The sequence below is a fragment of the Aeromicrobium sp. genome, from assembly GCF_036675695.1.
Lineage (GTDB): Bacteria > Actinomycetota > Actinomycetes > Propionibacteriales > Nocardioidaceae > Aeromicrobium.
The window spans coordinates 53,316-73,595 of sequence record NZ_JAKFEL010000051.1 but is presented as its reverse complement, the minus strand read 5'-3'; the positions used below and the strand labels follow the sequence as shown (position 1 = coordinate 73,595).

The window sequence follows — 20,280 nt, the reverse complement described above, 5'->3', positions numbered from 1 at the left end:
GGGCTCCATGCCCGACACCACCAGAGTCCGGCGCCAAGGCCCAGCAAACTAGTTCAGTTCTTGAACTAGTCATGAACCCACTCGATGCCTAGCGTGAACGCATGATCGACTACGGACAGTTCTGCACCGTCGCTCGCGGAGCGGAGGTGCTGTGCGACCGGTGGACTCCGCTCGTCGTACGCGAGCTCCTCTGCGGGAGCACCCAGTTCAACGACATCCGTCGCGGTGTCCCCCGGATGTCGCCGGCACTGTTGTCCACCCGACTCAAGACGCTGGAGGAGTTCGGCGTCATCATGCGTCACGTCGACGGCCGCCACACGTCGTACGAGCTCACTCCTGCTGGCGAGGAGCTCCGCCCCATCGTTCTGGCCATGGGGCACTGGGGTGCGCGCTGGATCGGAAGCAGGCTGCGTCCCGATCAGCTCGATGCTGGATTCCTGATGTGGGACGTACGCCGTTTCGTCCGTCTCGAGGAATTCCCGGCCCGCCAGGTCGTCATTCATTTCCACTTCCCGGATGCGGCGACCCGCGAGCGTCACTGGTGGTTGGTCGTCGACGACGGCGTCGCCGACCTGTGCCGCGACGATCCGGGCCACGAACTCACCCTCGAGGTCCGCTCGTCCGTGCGCGCCCTGACAGACGTCTGGAGCGGCGACGCCAGCGCCAGCGAGTTGGTAGGTGGTGGGGAGATCCGCGTCGTGGGACCTGCCCGGGACGCCGACCGCTTGTGGACCTGGCTCGGCACCAGCGCGTTCGCTCCGACGCGAGCGCAGGCGCGCGCGAGCTGAGATCAGGCGGCTGTGGTCGGCACGAACGCCTCAGGCAAGTTCTCCGGCAGGCCAGGGCGAGACCACAGGAAGCCTTGACCGAGATCGCATCCCAGCTCGGTGACAACCCGCTGCTGCTCAACTTGTTCGACACCTTCCGCAATGGTCCGTAGACCGAACGAACGGGCGAGCTCGATGATCCCGCTCACGATGGCGCGATCCTGCTCGCTCTCGTGGATGTGCTGTACGAATTCCTGATCGATCTTGAGGATCTGCACCGGGAATCGCTTGAGGTAGTCGAGCGATGCATACCCGGTGCCGAAGTCGTCGAGGGCAAGCTTCACCCCGATCTCGTCGAGCTGTTGAAGCTGTTCGATCGCCATTTCCGGGTCAGCGATGTCAGTCGTCTCGGTCAACTCGAGCACCAGTCTGTCGGGCTGCAGGCCGGACGTCTTGAGAGCACGTATGACGCTTTCTGCCAACCGTGGCTGCTGAAGCTGTTGCGGCGAGACGTTGATGCTCATGCACATGTCGTCTGCAAGGTCGGCCGCAGCGGCACATGCCGTGGTGATAACCCATGCGCCGATCGCTGGCATATAGCCGCTGACCTCGGCGAGATCGATGAACTCAGCCGCTGGTAGTAGGCCGCGCTGGGGGTGCTGCCACCGGATCAACGCCTCGACGCCCAGGCATTGCGCGGTCTGCAGATCGACGATCGGCTGGAAATGCAGGACGAACTCGTCCTGTGCGAGAGCTCGATCGATGGCACCGCGCGCTACCGATCGCGACTCCGCGAGGTCGCGCATCTGCGGCTCGTACACCCGGTACCTGTGCTGCTCGCTGGCCTTGGCGGCATACATCGCGACATCTGCCTCTGCCAGAAGCTGGTCCGTCGTGGCGTGCCGACCGGTCGACGGGGCAACTCCAATGCTGAAGTGCGTGAAGAGTTCGGCACCGGCTACCTCGACCGGACGGCTCGTAGCGGCCTGGATCCGCTCGATGGCCTTCAACGCCTCCTCCATGGTGGTGTCCTCGAACAAGATGGCGAACTCGTCGCCGCCAAATCGGGCTACCACATCCTCGGGCCGTAGGCACTCGACCAGTCGCTCACTCATTTCGCACAGCAGATCGTCACCCGCACCGTGTCCGTACGTGTCATTGACCGCCTTGAAGTCGTCCAGGTCGAGGAAGCAAGCCACCAGTGGGCGCGGGTCGCGTCGGTTGAGCGCTTGCTGTGCGCGCTCCAGGAATTGTGCGCGATTGGGCAGCCCGGTGAGGCTGTCGTGCAGGGCGCGCTCACGCAGCTCGTCCTCCAGCATCCGACGATCCGTGATGTCACGGCTGTTGAGCACTAGTGCCGAGACTGCAGGATCGTCGAGCAGATCCGTGACGACGGTCTCGGCATAGAGGTACGAGCCGTTGGCGTGGCGGAACCGACACTCCACGCGGGTGTCGTTGTCAGAGCTTGCTCGCTGCAGCGCATCCGCGAGCAAGTCGAAATCCTCGGGGTGCACCCACTCGTCGATCGATCGTCCCGCCAGCCCGTTGGCCGGCAACGCGAACACCCGCGAGGCCGAAGAGCTCTGATAGTTGATGATTCCGTCGCGCCCGACCAACGTCAGTACGTCGCTGGAGTTGCGAGCCAGCGAGCGGTATCGCGTCTCGGCGCCCTCAAGGTGCTCGAATGCCGCACCGGCAAGTGTCGCGACGAACGCGGCGAGCTGTATCTCCTCCTCGCCGAACAGTGCGCTGATCTGCCGGTGAGTCACGTAGAAGCAGTAGCGGGTCTCGCCATGAACGATGATCGGCGCGGCCAGCACTGACCTGATGTCCGACATGACCAGGCTCTCGCTGACCCCGACTGCCGAATCACCTGACACCACGGGCACGCCACCGCTGATCGCGCGCTCCAGGAGTGTGCGACTTGCAAGGTCGACAGAATCGCCGGACTCAGTGGTGGGGTTCGCAGTATGGGTCGCGACGGCACTGATGATGTGACACGTGTCGCCACGCAGCAAGGTCAACGCCGCCTCGCGAATCGCCACATCTACTGCCTCCATCGTTGCGGCGGCAGTAATCGTGCGGCCGACACTGAGCAACGTGTTGAACCGGTCAAACAGCGAAACGCTTGGAGCTGAGGGGCCTTCGTCCTCGACGACGCTTCCCTGGAACTCGTACACGGCAAGTCGGGCATCCACCAGCTCTCCGAGGTCGCCGCCGCTGCCAGCTCGGATCTCCGCGGCCGCCAGTCGGGTGAGCGCGAGCTCGTACAGCGCACCCTGCTTCTCGGCGACAGCCAGACTGCGTGCCAGAAACCTGTCGCGGCGTCGCCTGCGATTCCTGAGCGACGCGACCAACGCAGCCTCGCGGAATGCATGCGGCGCATTGTTTCGGTAGCTGAACGCCCAAAATCTGGCGCTCAAGACAGCCTTCGACGCTTTGCGCACGGCCTTCTTGTACCCGGCTGGATCATGTGGCGAGGCCTGCTCCGCGAGGGTGCGAGCGGCGGTCGCCCGCCAGCACGCGACCGGGGCTGCATACTCCTGCCGCAGTCCCGAGGCGCGAATGGTTTCCGCGGCCATGTCCAGGTGCGAGACGGCAGAAGCGAGATCCCCCGCGCGATGAGCCGCAATGCCTGCAGCCAGTCGCAGCTCTGCCGTCGTGCTCGCGTCCATGCTTTCGCGCTCAAGTTCGGCATCGATGAGCCGCGGATCGACGTCACCACAGGCGGCTCGCGTCCACACCGACAGTCCGACACCGGCCGATGTCTGGTCGCCGATCGCGACGGCTGACTCGTACACACCTCTGGCAGTGGCTACCGCCTCACGTAGCTGACCTTGGCGATGCAGACACATCGCGAGGTTCCAGCCCGCCGTGTTGACCTCCCATTGGTCGCCGGTCGACTCCAGCAGACGGATCGCCTCACGAGAGGCTTCCTCGGCTTCGTCGAACCTTGACGCTGCGTACAGTGCGACGCCGGCAAAGCTCTGGCTCTGTCCCTGACCCCAGATGTCGCCCCGGTCACGTCTGATCTCTTGGGAGCGTTTGGCGTACTTCAGTGAGCGCTTGAACAGCGGCACCATCGTCGCAACTGGCGCGTGCTCGGAGTAGGCCTGCCCAAGCTCGGCGCTGGGCGGGTAACGCTCGGCCAGGTTGAGCCCGCGGAGATGCGTCCAGGCGCAAGAGACCTTGCCGCTGTAGAACCAGTAGAGGTACGCGAGGCGGCTGTGAAGGCGCATCGCAAGAAAGTCCTCCTCATGGCCCTCCGGCTTGCGGCGCACAGTCAGACGTGGTGCAACTGTGTGGGCAATTTGAACGCACAGTTCCCACATCAGGCACACCAGGAGCCAGGCGAACACGTGCGGGACGGGACGGCCAAGGCGCGCCATGGCTCCCTCAAGATGTCGGCGGGCCGTTGGGATATCGCCTCGTTTGAAGGCGAGAGCTCCAAGCTTGCCCTCAACTTCGGCGTTGTGAACTCGGTCGGTGACCATACGCTCGACGGTTGTGAGTTGCTCCTCGGCCTCGTCGTACGACCCCTTGAGAGCGAACACGTCTCCCAGACCCTCGGCAATGACGACGCGGGTTTCGAGATCTTCGGGCGCGACGCCTCGCTCAGCCATTCGATAGTGGGACAGTGCCGAATCGAGAGCGTGCTGCGCACGCGCTGTCTCGGCAGACCTCAGTGCGTAGGGCAGCGCCGCTTGATGCCTGCCGGCTGCGTCGAGGTGGTAGGCGAGGTCGAATACCGAGACACCGCTCTCCTCCATGCTGAGCATCGCGTCCGCCGCGCGGCTGTGGAGCTCCCGCCGCTCGGCGTAGTCCAATCGGCTGAGCAGTGCTTCACGGATCTTGTCGTGCGCGAAGCTGCATCGGCCGGTGACCTCATCGATCCACACGAGTCGTCTGCGCGTTGCGTCCTGCAGGATCGTGGCCGCAGCATCGCTGTGTTGAACGAGTTCCGCCGCCAGCACGAAGTCGAACTCCTTACCAAGTGCGGCTCCCGCCGAGAGCACGTGGATCGAGTCCTCGGAGAGCAGCTCGAGCCGGCGAACCAGGAAGCTCGCCGAGCGTCGCGCCGTCTGCACGTCGAGCAGTGCGGCTTCGTCGACCTGCCAGCCATGGTCCGTACTGAGCAGTGCTCCCGACTCGAACAGACCGCGAAGCACGGCCGCGCCCATGAACGGGTTGCCATCGGCCAGGCGGACGACAGTGTTGATCGCTTCATCGGGCAGCGGTCCCGCCATCGACTCTGACAACTGGCGCATGGCACGGGCTGGCAACCGACCGAGTTGCACCGACTGAGCGAAGGGCATGGCGCGAAGTTGGTGTTCGTCCGACACCTCTTCGGATCTGAACGCTGCGATCACACCCAGGTACGCCGGACAATGCGCCCTGTCTGCGACCAGGTCTGCAAGTAGCTGAATCGTCAGCCGATCCGCCCACTGACAGTCATCGAAGATGATCAAGACGGGATGGTCGGCGGCACCGATCGAGTTCAGGAGCTGATGCAGAACCGTCAAACTTCGCTGCTCACCCAGGTGTTCCGGGCCCGTATCGAGCTCCTCGGTCACTCCGAGCAGCGGCCCCAACGAAGGCAAGACCTGCGCAATTGCCGCGGCACCGTCCCCCACCCCTTTGCGTATCGAGTCCCACAAATCGTCGTTTGCGGCATGCGACAGCAGGTCCTCAGCGAATCCGTGGAGCACCTCGAACGGACGGGCACCCGTCTCGGCAACACCCTGACCCTGCAGGTGAAGGACTCCGGCCGAGGACGCCTGCGACGCGACCTCGGACAGGAGTCGGGTCTTGCCACCACCGGAGTCGGCTTCAAGAAGGACAAGCCCCGAGCCGCCCGTCCTCACCTCATCGACCAACGACATGAGGCTCGCGAGCTCCGCCTCACGTCCGACAAATGCAGGGTCCGTGAGTGTCCGACGGTGGTCAATCCGGCCGATCACCAAGCGTGGGTCCGAGGCGCCAGCTCGGATGGCTTCCGAAAGAGCATTCAAGTCGTACGTCACGGCCGCCGCGGACTGATAGCGGTCGATCGGGTCCTTGCTGAGCAGCCGCGCCAGGATCGCGTCGATTGCTCGTGGCATTCCTGGTCGGCGGCGTCCGACCTCGGGGATCGGCATGGAAAGGTGCTCTCGAAGCACCTCACCCACGGTCGCCCCCGGAAACGGCGGCTCGCCAGCAAGGCACTCGAAGAACAGCACGCCCAGCGCATACAGGTCTGCCCGTTCGTCTGCGGGCACCGTGAGCATCCCGGCCGCTTCGGGCGCGAGGTAACGCACCGTGCCAACAAGCTGCTCGTTCAGCGATTCATCCAGCAATGGACTGCGTGCAAAGCCGAAGTCGATGAGCGTCACGGGGCTGGCGGCGTCGGTCCCTCCAACGATCACATTGGCCGGCTTGACGTCGCGGTGGAAGATGCCGGCTCCATGAGCCACGTCCAACGCAATTGCAACGTCGATCGCGACCCGAAGTGCCATCTCAACCGAAAGCGGACCAGACTTGAGGATCTCCTCGAGTGTCGATCCCGGCATGAAAGGTTGCACGAGATACCAGTGACCGTCGGTGACTCCAGCGTCGTACAGAGTGGTGAGTCCCGTACCCGAGAGCCTTCTGAGCACCTGAGTCTCGTGCTCGAAGCGCAGGCGGGCGGCGTCGTGAATGAGGTGCGGGACGATCGACTTCAGCACAACCCGGGCCGAGGTGGCCTCATCCACGGCCAAGTACGTGTCGACTCCGTGGCCCGACTTGAGGCACCTGCCGAGCCGATATCGACCGGCAAACAACTCCGGGCGCGGCGCATCGCGTCGAACGTTCATAGGTCTCCCAACCCTGTGGCACCCCGCTCCCAGAAATCGGGCACCACCCGACAGCGTCCCGGCACGGGCCACACCATGCAATGGCTCGTTGGGACTGGCTCTCTCTAGCCATCTCACGCCCATAATCCCGCGGAATTTCAGACGTTCGATTCGGCAACGCGATGACCCAGTTAGCCCGTACCTTGGTCTGAGGGAGCACGACCGATCACACGTTTGGGAGGACTTGTGAACGATCAGACTGAGATTCGCCTGCTCGGACGACTCTGGATTCGTTTGGGCAACGGGACAGTTGTACCGTCGTCGCAATGGACGACAGGCAAGACTTCTGACCTGCTGAGACTTCTCGCGATGAGGTCCGATCAGATCGTCAGCTCTGCGAGCATCATCGCGAAGCTGTGGCCCGACGTCCCTGACGCCAAGGGCGCCGCAAGCCTTCACACCGCGACCGCCCAGATCCGCAAAGTGCTGGGCAAGAACAGCATCATGCGCCACCTCAGCGGAGTGCAGCTCCAAGGGTGCTGGGTCGACGTCGTCGCCCACCGACAGCTCGCCACCGAGGTTGCCCAGGCGATGCGATCACGCGACTACTCCACTGTCGTGGCTTCGGCAAAGCAGGCCGAGGCGTTGTATGTCGATGACTTCCACGCCCACGACGATGAGAGCGAATGGGCGAGCGACATTCGTGACGAGCTCCGCACCCGACGGAAGCTGATGCTGGTCGATGCAGCAGACAGCGCGATCGAGCTTGGCTGGATGCGTGACGCGATCGAGATGTCGACCCTCGCGATCAGCCTTGACGCCTGCTTCGAGCGAGCGCACCGATCGCTGATGCGCGCCTATGCGGGAATCGGGGAGACGGACTCGGCTTTGCGTTCGTATGAGCGTTGCCGGCGCAACCTGGCGTCCAATCTCGGTGCACCCCCGTCGCCACAGACTGAGGCGCTCCGCAAACAGCTCACCACGCTCCAACCCGAGCAAACCTCGTTCTCGACCTACGTGGGACGGGAGCGAAGCATCACGGCCCTCAGTGAAGCCATACGCGACAGCGCCCGTGGCGACGGGACCGCACTTGTGTGTGTGGTCGGCGCTCCTGGCTCGGGACGCGAGTCTCTGCTTCGGGTCGCAACCGAACGCGTTCCCGGTTCACATTTGCGGCCCGTCCGACCGCCAAAGATTGCGCGTCAGGCACCGGCCACCGAAATTTCCCACAACAACGGCCTCATCGACGTCGCGGTCAAGGGGCCCGTGGACCTGCCCCCGACACGCGGCCGCGCTGCCATCGCTGAGCTCCTCGCGACCATTCCCCCTCAACCGCGTCGCGTGCTCGTGGTGATCACCACTCCGGATGTCGCGGCTCTTCTGGCTGAGTCGACCGAGTCGCCCTACGTGCCTGTCATCATCGAGTCCCCGCCGATGAGCAACGGAGACCTGGCTCAGTTGGCCCAGTCGATCCTGGCGGGTCTGCCCGCGCCGGACTTGCTTGAAACACTCGAGTCCAGAAGTGAAGGTCTGGCCGGCGCAGCTGTCGAGATCCTGCGTGCCTGGGTCTCCACAGGCCAGGTCATATCGACCATCAGGGGGCTAGGGCTGGTCAGTGACTCGCTGACATCGACCGCCCTTCCGGCAGCGTCGGCCACGTTCCGCGTGCTGTCGGAGCATCTCGAGCCAATGGATATCGAGATCTGCCAGGTCATGGCTGTCCTCGATCGACCGGCAACTGCGGCACAGGTCATGGAGACGCTTGGCAGCGAACGACGCACAGAGGCTCGTCGGCTTGAGATCGAGGCTCGCTTGGACCACCTGACGGCGCGCGGCATCTTCAGGACCACCGGCGACACGTTCACCTTCAGGGACCGGACGACTCAGGACCTGTTCGAGCTCTGGCTGCGTCCCTCCCTGCAGGCGAAGATCACTCAGCGCATCGACGAGCAGGCGGAGCAGGGCGCCATGGCCCAGTAGGTCGAACTGCCGTGAATCCCGCCACCTTTTACTAGGGTGACGGGGTGAGCGACGAGATCGTAAAGCCGCGCGCCACGTCACGGTGGCGGTGGACCGACATCGTCATGGTCGTCCTCGTGGTGGTCGGCTTGTTCATCCTCGTGCGACTGCTCGGGGACGTGGGCTTCGAGACGATCTGGAAGCAGCTTCGCTCGGCTGACCCAATGTGGCTGATCCTGGGTCTACTTGCGGCTCAGCTGATGTTCCTCACGCAGGCCGTCGTGCTGCGTGGCGCCTCGGCGGTACACATCCCGTGGAAGCCCGCGATCGCACTTCAAGCCGCACTCAAGGTCTTCGGACTCACCCTCCCCGGGTCAGCGAGCCGGGTGGCAACCGACGTGCAGTTCCTGGAGAACTTCGACGTCAAACCGCCCGAGGCAATCCTGACGGCATCGATCGAGGAAGCCGCCCGTGGTCTCTCGCGCATCCTCCTGCTCCTGCTGGTGCTCCCCTTCGTCGACATCAAGCTCGACGGAGTGAGCGCACCGTCGATGCAAACCGTCTTGTTCATCATCGGCGGCGTGGTGGGTGCCGCTGGAGTCGCCTGGTTGGTCCCCCGCGCCCGCAAGAAGGTCATCGAGCTCGCCGCCCGGATCTGGAAGAACCTGGTCGTCCTCGGCAGCCAGCAGAAGCGGCAGATCGGCATCTTCGGCGGGGCGCTCGCTACCGAGCTTGTCTACGCGTTGGCGCTCGGCTGCTTCGCCCAGGCGTACGACATCGGCCTCTCACCGATCGAGCTCATCGCGGTCAACACGGCCGGATCGATGCTCGCCAGCGTCGTACCGTCGCCGGGTGGCATCGGCAGCGCAGAGGCGGCGCTCACGGGTGCGCTGGTGGCACTCGGCGTACCAGCCGAAACTGCGTTCCCGATTGCGCTGACTCAGCGCTTGGGAACGCAGTACCTGCCGCCGTTGTGGGGCTTGATCTGCCTGCATTGGTTGCGCCGCAAGTCCTACCTCTGACTCACGCGGCCATCAGGCGTACGGATGCCCGGCCGCGTTGCGACCGGGCACCAGTTCCGTAGGACTTGTTCAGCGAAGCGCTGCGTACTTCTTCACGATGGGCAGCTTCTCCCACGCCTGGCCGAAGCCGAGCGCCGAGCCAGCTGACGACAGCGCGAGTACGCCCAGAACCAGCGCGTAGATGATGTGATCATCCATGAACGGGTTGTTTTCCGGCGGAAGCACTGCGGTCCACATCATCACCAGCAACAGGGCGCCCGCGGCTGCGGCGAGACGCATTGCCACTCCGAGGATCAGAGCAGTACCGATGCCGAGGAGGCCGAGCATGAACAGCCAGTCTGCCCAAGCGTGGCCCGCCATGCTGTTGTAGAAGTCGGCAAACGGGCCGACCGGCGCATTGCCCAAGAACCCAGCGGTGGGGCTTCCACCATCGATCCATGCATTGGCTGATTCGGTGGACCTGCCGAGGCCGAAGGTCTTGTCGAGGAACGCCCAGAGGAACGTCCATCCCAAAGCGATGCGGGTGATCCCGAGCAGGACCGAGAGGGGCCGGGCGCGAGAGTCTGAAGGTGCTACGTGGTTCGTCGTACGAGCAGTCACTGTGGCGCTCATGGTCGACTCCTTAGATAGATAGTTCGTTGGTTCGAGCATCTGCCCGTCGAGAGCCACAGATCAGGGCACGGAGTCACGTCCTCTTGGGCCCAAGGTCCATGATCCGCGACCCCCAAGGCGGTCGAAGGACCAAAGTCCCATCGACTCGGGCTTAACGGCGGTGCCGTCGGGACCGAGCGACTCGACAGCATGGACGTGCGCGCCCGTCGGGAGCCGCAGGTGCACGTCTACGCCGCCCCGGCCGGGCACACAGGACCGTTCTGGGCGACAACACGAAAGCGGAGTGAACCTGACATGGAAGCACTTGACATCGCGCGGTGGCAGTTCGGCATCACCACCGTCTACCACTTCTTCTTCGTTCCGATCACGATCGGAACGTCGTTCCTCGTCGCCGGCCTGCAGACCGCTTGGTTTCGCACGCACAAGGAGAAGTACCTCAGACTGACGAAGTTCTTCGGCAAGCTTTTCCTGATCAACTTCGCCCTGGGCGTCGCAACGGGCATCGTGCAGGAGTTCCAGTTCGGGATGAACTGGAGCGACTACTCGCGCTTTGTGGGCGACATCTTCGGCGCACCACTCGCGATCGAGGGCCTGCTGGCCTTCTTCCTTGAGTCAACCTTCCTCGGGCTATGGATCTTCGGATGGGACCGACTGTCACCCAAGCTCCACCTCATGACGATCTGGATCGCAGCCATCGGCACGCTACTTTCCTCGTACTTCATCCTGGCCGCGAACTCCTTCATGCAGAACCCGGTCGGATTCGAGTTCAACGCTGACAAGGGCAGGGCGGAGCTGACGGACTTCTGGGCCGTACTGACCAACAAGGTCCTGCTCGTGACGTTCCCTCACCAGATCGTTGCCTGCTTCATGGTCGCCGGCGCGTTCATGGCGGGCATCGCGATATGGCACTTGATCCGCCACCCCGACCGCGACTCCGAGGCGTTCCGCACAGCATTCAAGCTCGGCGCCGTCACTCTGCTGGTGTCCGGGCTCGGGACGATCGTCTCCGGCGACTTCCAGGGCAAGGTCATGACCGAGGTCCAGCCCATGAAGATGGCCGCCGCCGAAGGCTTGTACGAAACCTCCGCACCAGCCCCGTTCTCCCTCCTGACCATCGGCACGCTCGACGGCAGCAAGGAGGTCTACAAACTCGAAGTACCTCGACTGCTCTCGTATCTCGGCACTGGAGACTTCGACGCGCAGGTCGAGGGCATCAACTCGCTCCAGTCTCAGTATGAGCAGTTGTACGGGCCTGGCGAATACGCGCCCAACATCCCCATCAGCTACTGGACGTTCCGGATCATGATCACGCTCGGTGCAGTCGCCATGGCGGCAGGGCTGTGGATGATGTGGGCGGTGAGGGGTGGACGAATGCCGACCGGCCGGTGGATGCTCCGCGCCGCAATCGCCCTGCCATTCCTCCCCTTGTTTGCGAACTCATTCGGCTGGATCTTCACCGAGATGGGTCGGCAGCCCTGGATTGTCTTCGGCCTCATGCGTACTTCTGATGGGGTCTCACCGGGCACGACCACCGCCGAGGTGCTGACGTCTCTCATTGGATTCACAGCCATCTACGGAGTGCTCGCGATCATCGAGGTCAAGCTCCTTCTCATGTACATCCAGCGCGGCCTGCCCGACCTTCCGACCGACGTACCTGATGACGACGACACCGACGCGCCACTCGCGTTCGCCTACTGATCGGACCTGACCCATGGAACTCACGACATTTTGGTTCATCCTCATCGCCGTCCTCTGGATCGGCTACCTCGTGCTTGAAGGGTTCGACTTCGGCGTCGGCATGCTCGTCGGCGTGCTCGCGCAGGACGACAAGGAGCGGAGGGTGCTGATCAACACCATCGGTCCGCTGTGGGACGGAAACGAGGTGTGGCTCCTCGTGGCCGGTGGAGCTACATTCGCAGCCTTCCCTGAGTGGTACGCCACCTTGTTCAGCGGGTTCTACCTCCCGCTGTTCCTCATCCTTGTCGCTCTCATCGTCCGCGGCGTGGCATTCGAGTTCCGCGGCAAGCGCCCCGAAAGGGCATGGCGTCGCAACTGGGACATCGCCATTGTCGTCGGATCCGCCCTGCCTGCGCTGCTGTGGGGAGTTGCTCTCGCAAACATCGTTCGTGGCGTCCCAATCGCCGAGAACAAGGAGTACGTCGGTTCGTTCTTCGACCTCCTCAACCCGTACGCGCTGTTGGGTGGCGTCGTGACGCTGACCGTGTTCCTGATCCATGGATGCTTCTTCGTAGCCCTCAAGACCGTCGGAGACATTCGCCAACGCGCCACCAAGCTCGGGATCAAGGTCGGCGTCGCCGCCGCCGTTCCGGCCGTCGCGTTCGTCGTATGGACTGGTCTCGACCAGGACAAGTTCGCGGTGTGGCTGTTCGGATTGCTGGCCGTGATTGCGTACGTCGCAGCACTCGGCCTCGCCCTGAAGGGTCGGGAGCTCCTGGCATTCACCGCGACGAGCGTTGCGATCGCGTTCGTTGCGATCATGCTGTTCGTCGGGCTCTTCCCCGACGTGATGCCGTCCTCGCTCGACAGCGCGTGGAACCTCACGACAACGAATGCGGCGTCGACGCACTACACGCTGGTGATCATGTCGTGGGTCGCCGTAGTCTTCACGCCCATCGTCCTGATGTACCAGAGCTGGTCCTACTGGGTGTTCCGCAAGCGCATCGGCGTCCAGCACATCCCGACAGAGGTGCTGGCGAAATGAAGCCGCTGGACCCCAGACTCGTCCGCCGTTCGCACGGGGTACGTTCCCTGCTCGGCGCCATCGCGGGTCTTGGGGTTCTCTCTGCTGGCACTGTCATCGCGCAGGCCATCGTCATCGCGACTCTGGTCGACCGAATGTTCTCGGCGCGACCGCTGGTAAGCACGGCCTGGACAATTGCGGGAATCTTCGCCGTACGCGCACTCATCCATTGGGCGCACTCAACGGTGTCGGAGCGCGCGGCCGTCAGGGTCAAGGCCGAGCTGCGGCATGAGCTGGCGAACGATCTGCTCGACTCTCGGCGCATCGGTGCTGCGCCAGACCCTGCTGCCGTGACGACGATCATGGGGCCCGGGTTCGACGCGTTCGACGGGTACGTTTCACGCTTCCTCCCCCAGCTGGTGCTGACCTGTCTGGTGCCGCCAGCGGTCATCGTGACCATGTTCCTCGTCGATCCGGTCGCCGCGCTCATCGTCGCGATCACCCTGCCGCTGAGCATCGTATTCATGGTGCTCATCGGCATGATGACGCGCGACAAGCTCAGCCAACGCTGGGAGTCGCTCGAGCGACTCAGCCTGCATTTCGCACAGGTTCTCGACGGCCTCGTCGTACTCAAGCTGTTCGGCCGACGCCAGGAGCGAAGCCTGATTGACGTGGGTCGACGTCACCGCGACGCGACGATGCGATCACTTCGACTGGCGTTCCTCTCCTCGTTGGTGCTCGAGCTCGTAGCCACCTTGTCCGTCGCACTGGTGGCGGTCAGCGTCGGCCTCCGCGTAGTCGATGGGGGCATGGACCTTCTCCCGGCGCTGATCGTCCTGCTGCTCGCTCCCGAGGCGTACCTTCCCGTCCGCCAGCTCGGAATGATGTTCCACGACAGCACCGAGGGAGCCGCGGCGGTCAACGTGGCGCTGGACCTGCTCGATCACGATCGACAGACAGGGCATCAGAGCGCGCCGAATCTCAGGACATCGGACATCCGAATCGATCGAGTGTCCGTGCAGCATCCGGACCGTTCGATGCCATCCCTGCTCATGTCAGACGAGCGGATCCGTCCGGGCGAGTTCATCGCAATTGTCGGGCCGACCGGTTGCGGGAAGTCGACCCTGCTCGACGTGATGCTGTCCTTCGTCCGACCCACCACGGGGCAGATCACGGTGGCGAGCACAGATCTGCGTGACATCGACCCTGATCAATGGCGGCACCAGATCGCCTGGGTTCCCCAGATGCCCGGCCTCGTCGCGGGAACCGTCGCAGACAACGTCAGGCTCGCGTGCACCGTCGCCAGTGACACGCACATTCGCCAGGCTCTCGACGATGCCGGTGCAGCTGACCTCCCCCTGTCGCGGACGGTCGCCGAAGACGGCCTGGACGTGTCGGCCGGGGAGCGCCGACGTATCGCCATCGCCAGAGCACTCCTGCGGGTGCGGACAGGTGGCGCCAGCCTCGTGCTCCTGGACGAGCCGACCGCCGGCCTCGACAGCGAGCGAGAGGCGTCCGTGCTCGCATCGCTCGCGATGCTCGATGCGACCGTCGTTGTCGTCGCCCACCGACCCGAAACGATCAGCGCAGCATCTCGGGTCATCGCGCTGTCAACGCCCGTGGAGGCGACGGTATGAACCGGCGTCTCATTGCAGGAGCGATCCTCGGCTGCGCGGCGCAGTTGAGCGGAGTTGGTTTGCTGCTGACATCCGCGTGGCTGATCGTTCGCGCCGCAGAGCATCCGCCCGTCCTCTACCTCATGGTGGCGATCGTCTCCGTGCGGTTCTTCGGCATCGGGCGCGCTGTGTTCCGCTATGGAGAGCGACTCCTGACCCACCACGTCGCCCTGAGCCGCATGATCGACGACCGGGTTCGCGTCTACCGCAACCTCGAGCGAGCTGCCCCGGCTGGGCTGCCCCGGCAGCGCCGCGGTGACATCATCAGCCGCGTCGTGTCCGACGTGACCACATCCCAGGACGGGCTGCTCCGCATACAGCTGCCTTGGATCTACACACTGACTAGTTGCGCCGTCGTCGTCGCAGTCCTTGCAGCAGTTTCACCCGTTGCCGCGCTCGTCGTTGGCGCGTACTCGCTCGCGTGTCTGACCGTTGCACGCCTGGGTCTCGCCAACGCCGTCCGCGTAGACTCCATCGCCGCAGCTGAGGCGCGGAGCACCATGTCTGCCCAGAGCGCTGTCCTCGCTTCGACGTCCCGAGACCTCGTCGCCTACGGCGCGGCCGCACCCTTCACGCATGACCTGCATGAGGCGATTGACGCGCAAGCTCGAACTCAGCTCCGGACCGGCTGGTTCGCCGGGCTCGGCGCTGCTCTCGTCCTGCTCTCCACCGGCGTAGCCACCGCCCTCATCGCAGTTAGTGCGAACGGGGTCCGCCCTGTCATGGCCGGAGTCGTCCTTCTTGCGCCGGTGGCGCTGTTGGAACCTCTCCTCAGTGTCTTCGAAGCCGAGCGTCTGCGTCCTGCGGTCCTGGCCGCCCGCAGCCGACTGGACCAGCTCGACGACCTGCGTCGACCCGTGGTCGAGCCGCTCGTGGCGACTCATGCGGCCGTCGCAGGCGGCCTGGCCCTCCATGGTGTTGTCGCCGGTTGGGACAGCTCGTTGACCACTCCAACTTCGGTGACCCTGGAGCGGGGAAGCATTGTCGGATTGAGCGGCGAGAGCGGTGTTGGCAAGTCCACGTTGGCGCTGACTCTGGCCAAGCTGATCCCGCCGCGCTCAGGCAAGCTCACCCTGGGCGGTGTGGACTACCGCGACCTCGACGGTCAGGACGTACGCGCCAGGGTCGGGCTGTGCGGTCAGGACGACGTCCTGTTCGACACGACACTTCGTGAGAATCTGAGAGTGGCGGCGCCGGACGTAGACGACGATCGCCTGCGATCGATCTTGACGCGAGTGGGCCTCGGGCCTCTCCTGGAGCGGATGCCCGCAGGACTCGAGACCCCGATCGGCAACCACGGCAGCTCGCTCAGCGGCGGCGAGCGTCAGCGTCTCGCGATGGCTCGCCTCTTGCTCGGAGAGCATCAGATCCTCATCTTCGACGAGCCCACCGAGCACCTGGACCGCGACGCGGCCCGGCAGATGATCGCCGACATTCTGTCCCTGCGAGACGAACACGCGATCGTCTTGATCACCCACTCGGCCTCAGTCCTGGCCGTGTGCGACCAGATCGTCCACATCGACCCTGCCCTGGACTCGGATGCGGCACCGAGACCGGCGCCGGCGCCGGCGCAAGCGTTGAGCCTCGCGTAGCGGCAGCCCAAAGATTTCAAAGTTGAGTGGAATGGACTCAACTTTGCGGATGTTGATCAAGGTGACGCCCACTCACTGAGGAGGACCACACATGGATCTCGCCAAGTTCACCACGCGCAGCCAGCAGGCACTCGGCAGCGCCATCTCCGCCGCAGCCGCAGCAGGCCATCCCTCGGTGGAACCTGCTCACATCCTGACCGCCCTTCTGACGCAGGACGGCGGCACGGCCGCGCCGCTCGTACAGGCATCTGGCGTCGACCCGCACGCTGTTCTTTCCGGACTCAAGGGCGCGCTTGAAGCGCTGCCATCGGCACGTGGTGCCAACGTCCAGAACCCATCGCTCAGTCGCGCCTCGCACGAAGTACTGCAGCGCGCGCAGGACCTCGCCGACCAGCTCGGAGACGACTTCGTCTCGACCGAACACCTCGTGGTGGGCATCGCGACCGTCGACTCGCCGGCGAAGACGGCGCTGGCCGACGCCGGAACGACTGCGGACGCGCTTCAGTCGGCGTTCACAGCCGTACGCGGCAACGCTCGCGTCACGAATCCCGACGCGGAGGACTCATACCAGTCGCTGGAGAAGTACGGCGTCGATCTGACCGCTGTCGCACGTGAAGGCAAGCTCGACCCAGTCATCGGTCGCGACAGCGAGATTCGCCGCGTCGTGCAGGTGCTGTCTCGGCGCACCAAGAACAACCCGGTCCTCATCGGTGAGCCCGGCGTCGGCAAGACGGCCGTCGTCGAAGGGCTCGCCCAGCGCATCGTTGCGGGAGACGTACCCGAATCGCTACGCGGTCGCCGACTCATCTCGCTCGACCTTGCCGCGATGGTCGCGGGCGCGAAGTACCGCGGTGAGTTCGAGGAGCGCCTCAAGGCGGTCCTCACCGAGATCAAGGAGTCCGAGGGCCAGGTCATCACGTTCATCGACGAGCTTCACACCGTCGTCGGGGCCGGCGCCGGAGGCGATGGCGCGATGGATGCCGGCAACATGCTCAAGCCGATGCTCGCTCGCGGAGAGCTGCGAATGATCGGCGCGACGACCCTCGATGAATACCGCCAGCGCATCGAGAAGGACCCCGCTCTTGAGCGTCGGTTCCAGCAAGTGTTCGTCGGCGAGCCCAGTCCCGAGGACACGATCGCAATTCTGCGAGGGCTCAAGGAGCGCTACGAGGCACACCACAAGGTGTCGATCTCGGACGCTGCGCTCGTCGCAGCGGCGACGCTCTCGGATCGCTACATCCCCGGACGCCAGCTGCCCGACAAGGCGATCGACCTGATCGACGAGGCCAGCAGCCGCTTGCGTATGGAAATCGACTCCAGCCCCGTCGAGATCGACGAGCTGCGCCGCGCCGTTGACCGGCTGCTGATGGAGGAGCTGCATCTCGACAAGGAGTCCGACGCCGCCAGCAAGGATCGACTCCAGAAGCTACGCGTCGAGCTTGCCGACAAGCAGGAGGCACTGCGCGCGCTCGAGACCCGGTGGGAGCGCGAGAAGCAAGCCCTCAACGCCGTCGGCGAGATCAAGGAACGTATCGATGAGGTGCGCATTGCAGCCGAACGCGCCCAACGCGAAGGTGACCTGGAGACGTCCAGCCGGCTGTTCTACAGCGAGATCCCCGGGATGGAAAAGCAGCTCGAAGACGCCCAGGCCGCAGAGGCGGCGCAAGAGGGTGAATCGATGGTGCATGAAGAAGTCGGCGCCGATGACATCGCGGAAGTCGTCGCCTCATGGACGGGTATCCCCACGGGTCGCCTGCTTGAGGGGGAGACGGGCAAGCTGCTGCGCATGGAAGAGGAGCTCGGCAAGCGACTGATCGGACAGAAGGCCGCCGTTGTCGCTGTGTCCGACGCCGTACGCCGCTCCCGCGCCGGTATCTCCGACCCCGACCGACCCATGGGCTCGTTCCTGTTCCTGGGTCCGACCGGTGTCGGCAAGACCGAACTGGCCAAGACCCTGGCGGAATTCCTGTTCGATGACGAGCGGGCGATCGTACGCGTCGACATGAGCGAGTACTCCGAGAAGCACACGGTGAGCCGACTCGTCGGCGCACCTCCCGGCTACGTCGGGTACGACGAAGGCGGCCAGCTGACCGAGGCCGTGCGCCGCCGCCCGTACGCCGTCGTGCTACTCGACGAGGTCGAGAAGGCCCACCCCGAGGTCTTCGACATCCTGCTCCAAGTCCTGGACGACGGACGTCTGACCGATGGACAGGGACGTACGGTCGACTTCCGAAACGTCATCCTGATCCTGACGTCCAATCTCGGATCGACGTTCCTGGCCGACTCGGCCTTGGACAACGATGCCAAGCATGAGGCTGTGATGAATGTCGTCAAGGCGTCGTTCAAGCCCGAGTTCCTCAATCGACTTGACGAGATCGTGATGTTCGATGCACTGGGTACCGATGAGCTGACGCACATCGTTGATCTGCAGGTCGCATCGCTGGCCAAGCGGCTGGATGCTCGCCGCATCACGCTCGACGTCACTCCAGCAGCGCGTGAGTGGCTCGCCCGTACCGGCTGGGACCCGGCATACGGTGCGCGCCCGCTTCGCCGGCTCGTGCAGCAGTCGATCGGCGACCAGCTCGCCCGGATGCTGCTGTCAGGCGACGTGCACGACGGCAGCACCGTGACGGTCGATCACCGCAGTGGCGCCGATGAGCTGACGATCAGCGCCTAACTGCCAGCAATTCCGGAGTAGTCACCAGGCACGATTGCCACGGGACAGTGCGCTTTGGTCAGCACCTTGACGGCAACGCGTCGCGAGAGCCGAACAACGACGCCTCGTCCATGGCAAAGCGCAGAGCCCTCGGCTGACTGTCAGCGATCGCGACGACGACTGGCTTCGAAGCTTTGCTCATGATCCCTCCATGAACGCGTACGGCCGAACGCTCTCAATCCGAGTCATCGAGCTTCAGCTCGCTGACCAGTGCACGCTGCAGCGCCTCTTCACTTCGTTCTTCGGTCTTCGGCTCGGCGTTGGCGGCAACCCTGTCGACCAGCACTCGACACCGAGCATGCCGAACGACCTGGTCACTGACTGAGCCGAGCAGCAAGCCGGCAAACCCGCCATGCCCGCGCCCGCCGACGACGATCAGCTCGACCCGGCTCGATGCATCAATCAGCCGGTGAGATGCGTTTCCATGGACGACTGAGCAGGAGACCTCAGCATCCGGATGTTCGGCGACGACCGCTGCGACATCACGCTCCAGAGCCTCCAACGTGGCCGCTTCGAAGTCTTCGTACGAGGGCATGTATCCGGGCGAATAGCTCGATGGCGTCTCGGCTGTCGCCAACGTCCACGCCCGGACCACTTGCACGTGCGGGCCGAACACTTCCGCACACCGCAGCGCCGTGCGGAGCGCTGAAGTGGCAGCGGCGGAGCCGTCGTGTCCGACGAGGATGCCACCCCGCACATCGATCGTCTCAATGATGTCCATAGTTGAGAAGGTACGCAGAATGCGGATCCTGCAAGAGGGACCAAGGTCCCTCTGAGGGATGCTCAACGACCGTGGGTTCGCAGAACATGCGGCGACACACTGAAATAGGCGGACTCACCGGGGGACCGGTCGAGAGAGTGGCAGGACCACCTAGCCGGAACTGGGAGCGGTGGGTCCGCCGCAAGCCGCCCGGGCAGGCATTCGAGAAAGGCTCGACATGACAATCGATCACGATGGCCGCAAAGGCCGGATCACCGTGCTCACTGAAGATGAGTGCCGGGACCTGCTAACAACGACAACGGTCGGACGGATTGCGTTCGTCAATGACGAAGGTCAGCAGCTCGTCCCCGTCAACTTCGCCGTGATCGACGGGGCCATCTACTTCCGAACCCTTCCGGACGGATTCCTCGCTCAGCTGGCGCGAAACCACGATGACGTTGCATTCGGCGTCGACCACCACGCCGACACGTATCGACACGGCTGGAACGTCACGGTGAAGGGCTCCGCCTCGGAGGTGGAGGACCGAGCCACGATCAACCTCGTGCTGTCCCACGCCCGCCTTCGCCCATGGGCCGGCGGAGTACGTCCAATGGTCATTCGAGTGAACATCGACTCCATCGACGGTCGTCGCGTCTCTGATCACTGAACTTGCCGTTCGCAGCGCACGAGCCTCGTCGTGTCGTCGGACTCAGCAGACGATC

At 64.3% G+C, this 20,280-nt stretch carries 13 protein-coding genes; 9 read left to right on the top strand and 4 right to left on the bottom strand.

Going from position 1 to position 20,280, the window contains the following annotated elements; all coding sequences use genetic code 11:
- Positions 1-101 precede the first annotated feature (101 nt).
- Positions 102-788: a winged helix-turn-helix transcriptional regulator gene (locus V6M39_RS03325; RefSeq protein WP_332642251.1), complete on the top strand. Its 687-nt coding sequence runs from the start codon at positions 102-104 to the stop codon at positions 786-788.
- 2 nt (positions 789-790) lie between these two features.
- Here V6M39_RS03325 and V6M39_RS03320 read toward each other — a convergent pair whose 3' ends face one another.
- A complete protein-coding gene (locus tag V6M39_RS03320) occupies positions 791-6,601 on the bottom strand; it encodes an EAL domain-containing protein (RefSeq protein ID WP_332642250.1) in 5,811 nt (1,936 codons plus the stop codon).
- Between the two features lie 348 nt (positions 6,602-6,949).
- Here V6M39_RS03320 and V6M39_RS03315 point away from each other — a divergent pair, with 348 nt between their 5' ends.
- Together V6M39_RS03315 and V6M39_RS03310 are read left to right on the top strand one after the other, a co-directional pair.
- Positions 6,950-8,560 (top strand): BTAD domain-containing putative transcriptional regulator, encoded by a 1,611-nt coding sequence (locus V6M39_RS03315; RefSeq protein WP_332642249.1) that lies wholly within the window; start codon positions 6,950-6,952, stop codon positions 8,558-8,560.
- A 44-nt stretch (positions 8,561-8,604) separates the two neighbouring features.
- Positions 8,605-9,561 (top strand): lysylphosphatidylglycerol synthase transmembrane domain-containing protein, encoded by a 957-nt coding sequence (locus V6M39_RS03310; protein WP_332642248.1) that lies wholly within the window; start codon positions 8,605-8,607, stop codon positions 9,559-9,561.
- A 69-nt stretch (positions 9,562-9,630) separates the two neighbouring features.
- Here the strand turns inward: V6M39_RS03310 and V6M39_RS03305 are convergent, their stop codons facing one another.
- A complete protein-coding gene (locus V6M39_RS03305; RefSeq protein WP_332642247.1) occupies positions 9,631-10,173 on the bottom strand; it encodes a DoxX family membrane protein in 543 nt (180 codons plus the stop codon).
- 294 nt (positions 10,174-10,467) lie between these two features.
- Between V6M39_RS03305 and V6M39_RS03300 the strand changes: the two genes are divergently transcribed.
- From V6M39_RS03300 to clpB, 5 genes are all read left to right on the top strand, one after another.
- Positions 10,468-11,871 carry a cytochrome ubiquinol oxidase subunit I gene (locus V6M39_RS03300; RefSeq protein ID WP_332642246.1) on the top strand — a complete coding sequence of 468 codons (1,404 nt, stop codon included), beginning with the start codon at positions 10,468-10,470 and terminating at the stop codon, positions 11,869-11,871.
- 13 nt (positions 11,872-11,884) lie between these two features.
- Entirely contained in the window at positions 11,885-12,895 is a 1,011-nt protein-coding gene (gene cydB / locus V6M39_RS03295; RefSeq protein ID WP_332642245.1) for a cytochrome d ubiquinol oxidase subunit II, read from the top strand.
- Entirely contained in the window at positions 12,892-14,511 is a 1,620-nt protein-coding gene (gene cydD, locus V6M39_RS03290; RefSeq protein WP_332642244.1) for a thiol reductant ABC exporter subunit CydD, read from the top strand. Before cydB ends, cydD begins: the two co-directional genes overlap by 4 nt.
- Complete coding sequence (cydC, locus tag V6M39_RS03285) at positions 14,508-16,142, top strand: thiol reductant ABC exporter subunit CydC (RefSeq protein WP_332642243.1); 1,635 nt, start codon at positions 14,508-14,510, stop codon at positions 16,140-16,142. The genes cydD and cydC overlap by 4 nt, the downstream gene beginning before the upstream one ends.
- Before the next feature lie 91 nt (positions 16,143-16,233).
- Positions 16,234-18,819, top strand: coding sequence for an ATP-dependent chaperone ClpB (gene clpB / locus V6M39_RS03280; protein WP_332642242.1), 2,586 nt, complete (start codon positions 16,234-16,236; stop codon positions 18,817-18,819).
- Positions 18,820-18,877: 58 nt separating this feature from the next.
- On the opposite strand, the gene V6M39_RS03275 is transcribed toward clpB, so the two are convergent.
- Both V6M39_RS03275 and V6M39_RS03270 read right to left on the bottom strand, forming a co-directional pair.
- Positions 18,878-19,000 carry a hypothetical protein gene (locus tag V6M39_RS03275; protein ID WP_332642241.1) on the bottom strand — a complete coding sequence of 41 codons (123 nt, stop codon included), beginning with the start codon at positions 18,998-19,000 and terminating at the stop codon, positions 18,878-18,880.
- A gap of 33 nt (positions 19,001-19,033) precedes the next feature.
- The gene (locus V6M39_RS03270) at positions 19,034-19,579 is read right to left on the bottom strand and encodes a universal stress protein (RefSeq protein ID WP_332642240.1); all 546 of its coding nucleotides are present in this window, start codon (positions 19,577-19,579) and stop codon (positions 19,034-19,036) included.
- A 217-nt stretch (positions 19,580-19,796) separates the two neighbouring features.
- Between V6M39_RS03270 and V6M39_RS03265 the strand changes: the two genes are divergently transcribed.
- The gene (locus tag V6M39_RS03265; protein WP_332642239.1) at positions 19,797-20,225 is read left to right on the top strand and encodes a pyridoxamine 5'-phosphate oxidase family protein; all 429 of its coding nucleotides are present in this window, start codon (positions 19,797-19,799) and stop codon (positions 20,223-20,225) included.
- Positions 20,226-20,280: the final 55 nt, after the last annotated feature.

Coding starts and splice junctions, on each gene's coding strand:
- V6M39_RS03325 (WP_332642251.1), top strand. CDS start 102: ATGATCGACTACGGACAGTTCTGCACCGTCGCTCGCGGAGCGGAGGTG.
- V6M39_RS03320 (WP_332642250.1), bottom strand. CDS start 6,601: ATGAACGTTCGACGCGATGCGCCGCGCCCGGAGTTGTTTGCCGGTCGA.
- V6M39_RS03315 (WP_332642249.1), top strand. CDS start 6,950: ATGAGGTCCGATCAGATCGTCAGCTCTGCGAGCATCATCGCGAAGCTG.
- V6M39_RS03305 (WP_332642247.1), bottom strand. CDS start 10,173: ATGAGCGCCACAGTGACTGCTCGTACGACGAACCACGTAGCACCTTCA.
- V6M39_RS03300 (WP_332642246.1), top strand. CDS start 10,468: ATGGAAGCACTTGACATCGCGCGGTGGCAGTTCGGCATCACCACCGTC.
- cydB (WP_332642245.1), top strand. CDS start 11,885: ATGGAACTCACGACATTTTGGTTCATCCTCATCGCCGTCCTCTGGATC.
- cydD (WP_332642244.1), top strand. CDS start 12,892: ATGAAGCCGCTGGACCCCAGACTCGTCCGCCGTTCGCACGGGGTACGT.
- cydC (WP_332642243.1), top strand. CDS start 14,508: ATGAACCGGCGTCTCATTGCAGGAGCGATCCTCGGCTGCGCGGCGCAG.
- clpB (WP_332642242.1), top strand. CDS start 16,234: ATGGATCTCGCCAAGTTCACCACGCGCAGCCAGCAGGCACTCGGCAGC.
- V6M39_RS03275 (WP_332642241.1), bottom strand. CDS start 19,000: ATGAGCAAAGCTTCGAAGCCAGTCGTCGTCGCGATCGCTGACAGTCAG.
- V6M39_RS03270 (WP_332642240.1), bottom strand. CDS start 19,579: ATGGACATCATTGAGACGATCGATGTGCGGGGTGGCATCCTCGTCGGA.
- V6M39_RS03265 (WP_332642239.1), top strand. CDS start 19,797: ATGACAATCGATCACGATGGCCGCAAAGGCCGGATCACCGTGCTCACT.